The organism is Mycobacterium sp., from assembly GCF_039583805.1.
In the GTDB taxonomy this organism is placed as follows: Bacteria; Actinomycetota; Actinomycetes; order Mycobacteriales; family Mycobacteriaceae; genus Mycobacterium.
The window spans coordinates 1-10,635 of record NZ_JAVKSH010000036.1; the positions used below are offsets into that span (position 1 = coordinate 1).

Here is a 10,635-nt window from a genome sequence, read left to right on the forward strand (position 1 = left end):
CCATGTCCCACAGGTCCTCGGGGCTTTCCACCCCACCCGGGAACCGGCACGCCATACCCACGATCGCGATCGGTTCGCCGGACCGCTCCAGTAGCTCACGGTTCTTGCGCTTCAACCGCTCCACCTGGACCAGCGCTTTGCGCAGCGCATCGGTCGCATGCTGGAGTTGGTCAACCATGTCGTTATCCCTCGCTTAACGGCGCTGTTCGCTGTTGGCGCGCACGGCCAACGTCCGCAGGGTGCTCAATAACGTCCGATACTCCGGTTTTCTCGCCGGGGGTTTCCTACCCGGGGAAGTGGCGCCGCGCACCGACTCGCCCGCACCCCCGGCGGGCTGGATTCACGCCCAGCCCAGGCGCAACCCCGTGATCCATGGCGCGACTGTACCGCCGTCGCGGCGGTCCGGCGCGTGGTGGGTTCGATGGGGCCCGGCTACCGCCAGCCGTCGGCGGCCCGGGCGACCCGCACCAGGGCATCGCACAGTTCGCGCAGCTCGGCGGTCCCGGCTCCCTCGCCGAGCGCCGTCGCGACGTCTTCGGCCGCACAGCGCACCTGGTAGACGCGATCGCACAGCTCGGCGGCCTGGTCGGCGGTGAGCACCACGGCGTCGGACGGCAACGAGGAGCCCTTCGCCGGGGTGACCGCGGCCCGCTGCTCGTAGGCACGCTGCCGGCACGACTGCCGGCAATACCGGCGGCGGCGGCCCAGCGGGGCGTCGCCGACCTGGCGGCCGCACCACAGGCACGGCTGTGATCGCACGCGACGGAGCACGAGCCTGACTGTAATCGGCAACTCCGGCGATCCCGGTATCATGAGAGGTCGCGTCGCGGGAACCCGGCCGACCGGCTGCGGCGTTGTCAGCCCGGGAAATCTCGCAGAGACCTGTGAGGACGTCGATGAGGAGTGGTGGCTGATGGCTGATCGTGTCCTGAGAGGCAGCCGTCTCGGAGCAGTGAGCTACGAGACCGACCGCAACCATGACCTGGCGCCGCGCCGGATCGCGCGGTACCGCACCGAGAACGGCGAGGAGTTCGAGGTTCCGTTCGCCGACGACGCGGAGATCCCCGGCACCTGGCAGTGCCGTAACGGTATGGAGGGCACCCTGATGGAGGGTGACCTGCCCGAGCCGAAGAAGGTCAAGCCGCCGCGCACGCACTGGGACATGCTGTTGGAGCGCCGCTCGGTCGACGAGCTTGAGGAACTGCTCAAGGAACGCCTCGAGCTGATCAAGTCACGCCGTCGCGGGAGCTGAGCGGGACGGCACGGCCGCGGTGCAGCCGTCCGCGGACGCCCCACTGCGCGACCTTGACCAGAGCTTCGCGGATGTTGGATCCGCTCATTTTCGACACGCCCAGCTCCCGTTCGGTGAAGGTGATGGGCACTTCGACGACGGTGAAGCCGTTGCTGACGGCCCGCCAGGTCAAGTCGATCTGGAAGCAGTAACCCTTGGAGTCGACGGCCTGCAGGTCGATCTGCTCCAGCACGTCGCGCCGGTAGGCGCGATACCCGGCGGTGATGTCGTGCACACCCAGACCGAGCATCAGCCGTGAATAGGTGTTGGCGATCTTCGACAGCGCCACCCGCCGCCACGGCCAGTTGCGCACCGTCCCGCCGTCGACGTAGCGCGATCCGATGGCCAGGTCCGCTCCTGCGTCGACGGCGTCCAACAGCCGGTGCAACTGCTCGGGAGCGTGGCTGCCGTCGGCATCCATTTCGACCAGCGTCGCGTAGCCCCGGTCCAGCCCCCAGGCGAAGCCGGCGAGGTAGGCGGCGCCCAGGCCGTCCTTGGTGGTCCGGTGCATCACGTGGATGCGGCCGGGATCGGCTTCAGCCAGCTCGTCGGCCAGTTCGCCGGTGCCGTCGGGGCTGCTGTCGTCCACCACCAGCACGTGCACGTCGGGGCGAGCCCGGTGCAGCCGCGCCACGATGAGCGGCAGGTTCTCCCGCTCGTTGAACGTGGGGACGATCACCAGGGTGGGCTGGCCGGGACGCTCGCCCGCAGCCGGGGATGCCGGTTGTCCGGTGGTCATACGGCTCCTCTGTCCGGCCCCGAACGGGCTGGATGTCAGGCCGCCCTCCAGGGGCGTGTCGTCCTCGTCGTCGCATCCGCCGGACGGCGCTTCTGACTCGTCCGGCAACCGGGACCGCCGACGACCCGGACGGGCGAACCACCCATTGTGCCGCATTCCCGCGAGCACGACGGCGGCCGCCAGCACGACCAGTGCCCCCTGAACGAGCGCAGCCCCGCGGGTGGCCGGGGTGACCGCCGTTGTGAGTCGCACCTGCGTGTCCAGATGGGCCGGCGCACCGAACCCGGCCCGGGCCAGCTCGCGGCCGTCCGGCGCGATCACCGCGCTGGCCCCGGCGTTGCCGGCGACCACCACGTAGCGGTCGTGCTCCACCGCGCGCAACCTGACGAAAGCCAGCCGCTGCTCGCTCATCGCCCGGTCGACGCCGGCGTCGTTGGCCGGCACGGCCAGCACCTGCGCCCCGTTGCGCACCGAATCGCGCAGCGCGCGGTCGAACAGCACCTCCCAGCAGGTGGCGATGCCGACCCGGATGCCGGCGGTATCGACGACGCCGGCGCCCCGGCCCGGCACGACGTGGCCGGCCCGCTCGGCGAGAGCCGTGAGGCGCCCCAAGAACCCGCGCCACGGCAGGGTCTCGCCGAACGGCTGCACGATCCGCTCGTCGTGCCGGTCGGCAGGCCCGGTGCCCGGGTTCCACACGATCACCGCGCTGGTGGCGACGGGATCGCGCGGAGTGTGCCCCGGCGCCTGCACCGGCGCGCCCACCAGGATCGGCACGCCGATCGCCTCGGCGGCGGTGGAGATCTGCCGCGCGACGTCGGGATCGCGCAGCGGGTCGACGCCCGTCGAATCCTGCGGCCAGACGACGAACTGCGGCTGCGGCACGCCACCGGCGCGGACGTCGTCGGCCAGCCGGACCGTCTCCCGCACCAGGGCGGGCAGCACCGCCGGGCGCGGCGCGTCGCGGGGCGCGGCGGCCTGCACGGCCGCCGCGGTGACAGGCGGCTCGCTGCCCGACCCGGTTCCCGCGCGCCGCACCGGTGACCAGACGACGACGGTGGCGACCAGCACCAGGCAGATGCAGATGCCCGGCAGCACGACGGCCGGAGGTGGCCCGTCCCCAATCTCCGTACCGACGGCGTCGCCCCGGACCGGGCGCCGCATCCACCGCACGATCTCCCCCGCGATCGCCGTCACGGAGCAGCCCAGCAGCACGACAGCCGCCGACAGCAGGGACGCACCGCCGAGCCGGGCCAACGGCAGCAGCGGCCCGGCGGTCTGTCCGGCGGCCACCACGCCCCAGGGGAAGCCGCCGAACGGAACGGTCGACGTCAACCACTCCTGCGCCGTCCAGAGCACCGCGAACCAAACCGGCCAGCCGGGCAGTCGTCGCACCACCACCGCAGCCAGGCCGAAGACGCCGGGAAACACCGCGCACGCGATCGCCAGCGCGATCCACGCCAGCGCGCCCGCATGCGCGGGCAGCCACGCCAGCAGCGGCAGGTAGAACGCCAACCCGAACAGCACGCCGTAGCCCAGGCCGCCCGCCGGTGTGGTGGCCGGACGCGTCAGCACCCACGCCAGCAGCGCAAAAGCCACCACCGCGGCCCACCACCAGTTGACCCGCGGGAAGCTGGCGCACAGCAGCACGCCGGCGGTGACTGCACCGGTCAGACGGGGCAGGCGGGGCAGCGTCGCCCTGCCCAGCCGCAGCATTGTGTTCGCGAGTGCGCCCGCGGTCGCGTCGCCCACCGCGGCGGTCTCGCTCTCGCTCATGCCGGCGATTCTCTCAACGCTCGTGCCGATCCCGCGCCAGGGTCGCCGGCACGCCGACGCACGCTCACCGGCGTGCACGCCGCGACCACCGGGAGTGCAGCGCCGCGGCGAGCAGCACCGCGCCGGCGGATCCGAGAAGCACCCACTGCACGGTCGCGCCCCACCGGGTGGCCGGTGTCAGCGTCGTGACGAGCCCCACCCGGTCGTCCAGGTAGGCCGGCGCGAAGAAGTCGGTGCGGGCCAGCTCGACGCCGTCGGGGGCGATCACCGCGCTGATCCCGGTGGTGCCGGCCACCACGACGTAACGGTCGTGTTCCACCGCGCGCACCCTGGCGAACGCCAGCTGCTGCTCACTCATCGTCTCGGTGAAGGTCGCGTTGTTGGTGGGCACCGCCAGCAGCTGCGCGCCGTTGCGGACCGACTCCCGCGGTGCCCGGTCGAAAATCACCTCCCAGCAGGTGGCGATGCCCACGGGCACACCGGCGGCGCGCACCACGCCGGTGCTCCTGCCGGGAACGATGTGGCCTGCCAGGTCGGCGAACCCGGAGAAGTGGCGGAAGAACCCGCGCCAGGGCAGGGTCTCGCCGAACTGCTGCACAATCTGCTTGTCGTGGCGGTCAGCCGGACCGGTACCCGGGTTCCACACGATCACCGTGTTCGTGTAGGCCGGGTCGTCGGGCAGCCGTCCGGTCACGTCGAGCACCGCCCCGACCAGTATCGGCGCGTCGACCGCCCGGGCGGCCATCGAAATCTGTTGCGCGGCGTCGGAGTTGAGTAGCGGGTCGATATCCGAGGAGTTCTCCGGCCAGATCACGAACCGCGGCTGCGGCGCAATCCCGGCGCGCACGTCGCCGGCCAGCCGCAGCGTCTCGTCGACATGGTTGTCGAGCACCGCCCGGCGTTGGGCGTTGAAGCCGAACCCCAGCCGGGGCACGTTGCCCTGCACCACCGCCACCGTCACGGCAGCTTGTTCCGCCGCGGGGGTCGCCGACTGGCGCACCTGCGGCCAGGTCGCGGCCGCGGCGGCCACCACCAGGCCGATGCAGCCGCACGGCAGCACCAGCGCCCGCCACCACGTGTCGCGGCCGTGTCGCGACCCGATCGCGGCGCCGATCGCCGCCGCGCTGCAGCCGGTCAGCACGATCGCCGTCGACAACAGCGGTACCCCACCGAGCCGCAGCAACGGCAGCAGCGGTCCGCCGGTGTGCCCGATGGCCACCGCCCCCCACGGGAACCCGCCGAAGGGGACGCTCGCCTTCAGCCACTCCTGGGCCGCCCACAGCACCGCGAAGCACACCGGCCAGCCGGGCAGCCGGCGCACCGCGACGGCCAGCAGCCCGAACACCGCCGGGAACACCGCGCACACCACGGCCAGCACGATCGCGATCCACGCGCCGATGACCGCGCCGACCCACGGCAGCAGCGGCAGGTAGAACGCCAGCCCGAACAGCCCGCCGTAGCCCAGCCCGCCGGCCGGTGTCACGGCGGGACGGGTCAGCACCCAGGACAGCAGCGCGAACGCCGCGATCGCGGCCCACCACCAGCCGTGCGGCGGGAAGCTGGCATAGAGCAGCGCCCCGCCGGCGATCGCGCCGGCCAGCCGCGACGCCCGCGCCGGCAGCGCCCGCGCGCCGGCGGCGGTCACCGGTGCGGCGCCGCTACCCATGGATGACCACCCCGCGGTGAACGGTGCGCCGGCAGCGCGGCGCCGGGTCGGCCGGACCCAGCCGCGGCAACGGCGGCACCCGCGACCGCGGATCGGTCGACCAGCGCTGGACGGCGTCGCGGGGCGCGTCGACGGCCAGTTCGCCGACATCCCAGACCGCGTAGGACGCCGGCGCGCCGGGCGCCAGCGTTCCGGTCACGCCGTCGCGCACCCCCGCGGCCCGCCAGCCGCCGCGGGTGGCGGCCGCGAACGCCGCCCGCATCGCCAGCGCGCTGCCCGGCGTGCGGTGGTTGGCGGCGGCGCGCACACTCCCCCACGGGTCGATGCCGGTGACCGGCGCGTCGGAGCCGAACGCCAGCGGCACGCCGTGCGACGCCAGCAGCGCCAGCGGGTTGAGCCCGCGTCCCCGCTCGACGCCCAGCCGGCGCGCGTACAGCCCGTCCTCGCCGCCCCACAGCGCGTCGAAAGTCGGCTGCACGCTGGCGATGACGCCCCAGGCGCCCAGCTTGGCCGCCTGGTCGGCGCTCACCATCTCCAGGTGCTCCAGGCGGTGCCCGCACCGGGCGACCGCGGCGACCCCCAGCTCGTCGACGACCTGCTCGAACGCGTCGACCGCGGCCGTCACCGCGGCGTCTCCGATGACGTGGAAACCGGCCGTCACACCCGCCGCGGTGCACGCCCGCAGATGCGCCGCGACCGCGTCGCGGTCGAGATGGCAGCTGCCGACGTGGCCGGGCGCGTCGGCGTAGGGCTCGCGCAGCCAGGCGCTGTGCGAGCCGAGCGAGCCGTCGACGCACAGGTCGCCGGCCAGCCCGGCGGCGCCGGTCGCGTCCAGCAGGGCGCGGGCCTGCGCCGGGGTGGTGACGGCCTGGCCCCAGTAGCCGATTACCTCGACCCCGTGGTCCAGGCCCCGCAGGTCCTGCCAGTCGCCGGGGCCGCCGATGTCCGGCCCGGCGCATTCGTGGACCGCGACGACGCCGGCCGCGGCGGCGGCGTCCAGCGCCGCGGCCCGGGCTGCGGCGCGCTGGTCCCCGGTCAGCAGGTCGTGGGCGGCGGCGCGCACCAGGTGGTGGGCGTCGCCGGTCAGCGGCCGCTGGCCGGCGACGCCGGCGGCCGCGGCCGGAGTCGGGACGCGGCGCCGCAGGCCGCTCGACGCCAGCGCCGAGTGCAGGTCGATCCGGGTCAGGTAGGCGGGCCGGTCGCCGAGCACCGCGTCCAGCTCGTCGGTGCTCGGCGGGGTGGCGTCCGGCCAGCAGGATTCGTCCCACCCGTGGCCGAATACCGGCCCGACCGGGTGCGCGGCCGCGTAGTCGGCGACCAGGCGCACGCACTGCCGGCGGGAGGCGGCAGCCCGCAGGTCCAGCCCGGCCAGGGTCAGCCCGGTGGCGGTGACGTGGATGTGGCTGTCGACGAACCCGGGCGCCACGAATCCGCCGGCGAGATCGACCACCTCGGCGTCCGGGAACTGCCCGCGGCCGACGTCGTCGCTGCCCAGCCAGGCGACCACGCCGTCGCGCATCGCCATCGCGGTGGCGTCCGGGTGGGTCGGGCTGTGGATGCGGCCGCCCAGCAGCAAGGTGGTGGAGATCGGAGCCACACCGCAAACCTACGGCTGCCCGGTCCGGCGACGGCGCGGGAGTTGCGGCGCGGTTAGATGACCGACGTGACGACAATCCAGATCGACGCCCCCGCCGGTCCCATCGACGCGTTGCTCGACGTCCCCGAGGGGTCCGGCCCCTGGCCGGGTGTGGTGGTGATCCACGACCTCTTCGGCTACCGCCCGGACAAGGAGGACACGAACGCCCACATCGCCACGGCCGGGTACCTGGCGCTGACCCCGAACCTCTACGCGCGGGGCGGGCGGGCACGCTGCGTCACCACGGTGATGCGCAACCTGCTGACCCAGCGCGGCCGCGCGCTCGACGACATCCTGGCGGCCCGCGACCACCTGGCGTCGATGCCGGACTGCACCGGCCGCGTCGGCATCGCCGGCTTCTGCATGGGCGGCCAGTTCGCTCTGGTCATGTCGCCCAAGGGATTCGGTGCGTCCGCCCCGTTCTACGGCGCCCCGTTGCCGCGCCATCTCAGCGAGACGCTGGAGGGGGCCTGCCCGATCGTGGCCAGCTTCGGCGCACGCGACCCGATGGGCGTCGGCGCGCCCGCCAGACTGCTGCGGGTGCTCGACCGCAAGGGAATTCCCCATGACGTCAAGGTGTATCCACGGGCCGGCCACAGCTTCGCCAACAAGCTGCCCGCCCAGCCACTGCTGCGCGTCACCGGGTTCGGCTACAACCAGGCCGCCACCGAGGACGCCTGGGCGCGGGTGTTCGCGTTCTTCGGCGAACATCTGCGACGCCCCGCCTGAGTCGGCGGTTCGGTCAGCCGGCGGGCCGCAGCTCCAGCCCGACGTTGTTGTGCATGCCGCCGCGCAGCTTGCTGAACATGGTGAACAGCCGGCCGATCAGTCCGTACCGCTTGTTGATGGCGTCGAAGACGGCGGCGTTGTGCGCCTTGTCGAGCACGGCCGCCCGGGCCTCGACGGCCTCGCTTGTCGGGCGGCCCCGCATGTCGCACGCGGCCAGGGTGACGCGGCCGGTGTTGCGGATGCGCTTGACCTTCCAGGATTTCGCCTCGGTGATGACCAGCAGCCGGTCGCCGTCGGGGGCCGCCCAGATGGGTGTCGGCTTGGGCCTGCCGTCCTTGGTGAAGGTGGTCAGCAGCAGATACTGCGATGTCGCGAGGTCGTTGAATGTCGGAGCCACGCCTTCGAACCTAACAGCTGTCAGTCTTCCAGGTCGCCTTCGGTTTCCAGCAGCACCTGCCGCAGACCCTCGACGGTGCCCGGTTGCGGTTCGGCCCACATGCCCCGGCCCACGGCCTCCAGCAGCCGCTCGGCCATCCCGTGCAGCGCCCACGGATTGGACTCGGCCAGAAACGCGCGGTTCTGCGGATCCAGCAGGTAGGACTCGGTCAGGTGCTCATACATCCAGTCGGCCATCACTTTTGCGGTGGCGTCGTAGCCGAACAGGTAGTCGACGGTTGCGGCCATCTCGAACGCGCCCTTGTAGCCGTGCCGGCGCATCGCGGTCATCCAACGCGGGTTGACCACGCGGGACCGGAACACCCGGGTGGTCTCCTCCGACAGCGTGCGGGTGCGGACCGCGTCGGGCCGGGTGTTGTCGCCGATGTAGGCGGCCGGGGACTGACCCGTGAGGGCTCGTACCGTGGCCACCATGCCGCCGTGATACTGGAAGTAGTCATCGGAGTCGGCGATGTCGTGTTCGCGGGTGTCGGTGTTCTTCGCGGCGACGGCGATGCGCCGGTAGGCCCGGTTCATGTCGTCGACCGCCGGCGCGCCGTCCAGGCCGCGCCCGTAAGCGTAGCCGCCCCAGGCGGTGTACACCTGGGCAAGGTCGGCGTCGTCGCGCCAGTTGCGGCTGTCGACGAGCTGCAGCAGGCCGGCCCCGTAGGTGCCGGGTTTGGACCCGAAAATCCTTGTGGTGGAACGTCGTCGGTCACCATGCGCAGCCAGGTCGGCCTGGGCGTGGGCGCGCACGTAGTTGTCTGTTTCCGGTTCGTCGAGACCGGCGACCAGCTGCACCGCATCGTCGAGCATGGTCACCGCATGCGGAAATGCGTCCCGGAAGAACCCGGAGATGCGCACGGTCACGTCGATGCGGGGCCGGCCCAGCTCGGTCGGCGGGATCGGCGCCAAGCCGACGACCCGCCGCGACGCCTCGTCCCAGACCGGCCGAACCCCCAGCAGCGCAAGCACTTCGGCGATGTCGTCGCCGGCGGTGCGCATCGCCGATGTGCCCCATACCGACAGCCCTACCGACGCCGGCCAATCGCCGTAGTCGTCGCGGTAGCGGGCCAGCAACGAATCCGCCATGGCCACACCGGTTTCCCACGCCAGCTTCGACGGCACCGCCTTGGGGTCGACGGAGTAGAAGTTGCGCCCGGTGGGCAGCACGTTGACCAGGCCGCGCAGCGGCGAGCCCGACGGCCCGGCCGCGACGAACCGGCCGTCCAACGCCCGCAACACCACGTCGACCTCGGTGCTGGTGCCGGCCAGCCGCGGGACCACCTCGGTGGCGGCGAATCGCAGCACCGCCGCCACGCCGGGGTCATCGGTCACCAGGTCGACGGTGCCGGGATCCCAACCGCTTTTCTGCAAAGCCGCGACCAGGTCCCGCGCCTGGGCTTCGACCGCGTCCACCGACGAGCGTTCGTCGCTGCCGTCCTCGGCAAGACCCAGCGCCTGCCGCAGGCCGGGCACCGCGTGTTCGCCGCCGAACAGCTGACGGGCTCGCAGGATCGCCAGCACCAGGTCGAGTTCTGCTTCTCCCGAGGGTTTTTCGCCGAGGATGTGCAAACCGTCGCGGATCTGAACGTCTTTGATCTCGCACAGCCAGCCGTCGACGTGCAGCAGCATCTCGTCGAACGAGTGGTCTTCGGGCCGCTCGGTGAGGTGGTGTAGGCCAAGGTCGTGGTCCATCTTGGCGGCCCGCATCAGCGTCCAGATCTGCTGGCGGATCGCGGGTAGCTTCGCCGGGTCCAGTGCGGCGATGGCGGCGTGTTCGTCGAGCAGCTGCTCCAATCGGGCGATGTCGCCGTAGGTTTCGGCACGGGCCATCGGCGGGATGAGGTGGTCGACCAGCACGGCGTGCGCGCGCCGCTTGGCCTGGGTGCCCTCGCCGGGATCGTTGACCAGAAACGGGTAGACCAGCGGCAGGTCGCCCAGCGCGACGTCGGACGCGCAGGCCGCCGAAAGGCCCAGCGTCTTACCCGGCAGCCATTCCAGGTTGCCGTGTTTGCCCAGATGCACGACGGCGTGGGCGCCGAAGCCTTGCGGCAGTTCCGAGCCCAGCCAGTGATAGCAGGCCAGGTAGTGGTGGCTGGGCGGCAGATCCGGGTCGTGGTAGATGGCCACCGGGTTCTCGCCGAACCCGCGCGGCGGCTGCACCATCACCACCACGTTGCCGGCTTGCATTGCGGCGATGACGATGTCACCGTCCGGGTCGTTGCTGCGGTCCACGAACAACTCCCCGGGCGGCGGGCCCCAGTGCTGCTGGATGGCGGCGGTGAAGTCGGCGGGCAGGGTGGCGAACCATGCCCGGTAGTCCTTGGCGGACACCCGGATCGGGTTGCCGGCCAGCTGGG

General features: G+C 72.5%; 9 protein-coding genes. 2 read left to right on the top strand and 7 right to left on the bottom strand.

What is annotated here, in order from left to right:
- Both ABDW21_RS06810 and ABDW21_RS06815 read right to left on the bottom strand, forming a co-directional pair.
- Positions 1 to 178: beta-ketoacyl synthase N-terminal-like domain-containing protein (locus ABDW21_RS06810; protein ID WP_343602584.1), on the bottom strand; the 178-nt coding region annotated here is incomplete at its 3' end.
- Positions 179 to 432: 254 nt separating this feature from the next.
- Entirely contained in the window at positions 433 to 771 is a 339-nt protein-coding gene (locus ABDW21_RS06815) for a hypothetical protein (protein WP_343602578.1), read from the bottom strand.
- 142 nt (positions 772 to 913) lie between these two features.
- Here ABDW21_RS06815 and ABDW21_RS06820 point away from each other — a divergent pair, with 142 nt between their 5' ends.
- A complete protein-coding gene (locus ABDW21_RS06820) occupies positions 914 to 1,252 on the top strand; it encodes an RNA polymerase-binding protein RbpA (protein ID WP_343602579.1) in 339 nt (112 codons plus the stop codon).
- Here ABDW21_RS06820 and lnt (ABDW21_RS06825) read toward each other — a convergent pair.
- From lnt (ABDW21_RS06825) to ABDW21_RS06835, 3 genes are all read right to left on the bottom strand, one after another.
- On the bottom strand, positions 1,227 to 3,746 hold the full coding sequence (lnt, locus tag ABDW21_RS06825) for an apolipoprotein N-acyltransferase (RefSeq protein ID WP_343710226.1): 2,520 nt from the start codon (positions 3,744 to 3,746) through the stop codon (positions 1,227 to 1,229). The genes ABDW21_RS06820 and lnt (ABDW21_RS06825) overlap by 26 nt on opposite strands.
- A 124-nt stretch (positions 3,747 to 3,870) precedes the next feature.
- Positions 3,871 to 5,472 (bottom strand): apolipoprotein N-acyltransferase, encoded by a 1,602-nt coding sequence (gene lnt / locus ABDW21_RS06830; RefSeq protein ID WP_343710219.1) that lies wholly within the window; start codon positions 5,470 to 5,472, stop codon positions 3,871 to 3,873.
- Positions 5,465 to 6,997 carry an amidohydrolase family protein gene (locus ABDW21_RS06835; protein ID WP_343710227.1) on the bottom strand — a complete coding sequence of 511 codons (1,533 nt, stop codon included), beginning with the start codon at positions 6,995 to 6,997 and terminating at the stop codon, positions 5,465 to 5,467. The genes lnt (ABDW21_RS06830) and ABDW21_RS06835 overlap by 8 nt, the downstream gene beginning before the upstream one ends.
- Before the next feature lie 138 nt (positions 6,998 to 7,135).
- Between ABDW21_RS06835 and ABDW21_RS06840 the strand changes: the two genes are divergently transcribed.
- Complete coding sequence (locus ABDW21_RS06840) at positions 7,136 to 7,837, top strand: dienelactone hydrolase family protein (RefSeq protein WP_343602590.1); 702 nt, start codon at positions 7,136 to 7,138, stop codon at positions 7,835 to 7,837.
- A 13-nt stretch (positions 7,838 to 7,850) separates the two neighbouring features.
- On the opposite strand, the gene ABDW21_RS06845 is transcribed toward ABDW21_RS06840, so the two are convergent.
- Positions 7,851 to 8,234, bottom strand: a complete 384-nt coding sequence (locus ABDW21_RS06845; protein WP_343602581.1) for a PPOX class F420-dependent oxidoreductase — start codon at positions 8,232 to 8,234, stop codon at positions 7,851 to 7,853.
- Between the two features lie 20 nt (positions 8,235 to 8,254).
- The coding region (cobN, locus tag ABDW21_RS06850) for a cobaltochelatase subunit CobN (RefSeq protein ID WP_343710220.1) at positions 8,255 to 10,635 on the bottom strand (2,381 nt) is incomplete at its 5' end.